The following is a 393-nucleotide window of genomic DNA, read 5'->3' as shown; positions in this document are numbered from 1 at the left end:
ACCATGGAAAGTGATGGAGTACCCTGAGAGCATTGGCGCCAGCGAAGGAGTATCCAGCCGTTGGATACGTATTGAATTAAGCGCGAAAACAATCCACGGCCACCCTATTTCAGAGCAAGAGTTTCGGAGGTTAACTAAATGATCTCGTTAGAATTTCTACAAGGCAAAGTAACTTACGACGAACTCTCTATGTTGCAGGATTCAGGGGTAGAGCATCAAGCCCACCATCTGAAAGAGGACATGCTTCAAGTGGAGTATCCAAACGGTTTCCTCATTGATGTAGGTTGGTATCCTTCATTCGACGCAAAAGGGCACTTCCAAATAAAAGTCGTTAAAGACTATGAATGGGAATTTCCCACTTTAACGCTTACCGCGCAGTCAATTGACTCGCTA

Annotated in this window: 1 protein-coding gene; it reads left to right on the top strand. The window is 45.0% G+C overall.

Features of this window, described 5'->3' with window-relative positions:
- Nucleotides 1-138 precede the first annotated feature (138 nt).
- Nucleotides 139-393: hypothetical protein (locus tag KMS84_RS44065; protein ID WP_498066973.1), on the top strand; the 255-nt coding region annotated here is incomplete at its 3' end.

Origin of the sequence: Streptomyces hilarionis, assembly GCF_024539675.1 — a bacterium.
Taxonomy (GTDB): domain Bacteria; phylum Actinomycetota; class Actinomycetes; order Streptomycetales; family Streptomycetaceae; genus Streptomyces; species Streptomyces hilarionis.
This window is presented reverse-complemented; position numbering and strand designations above follow the sequence as displayed.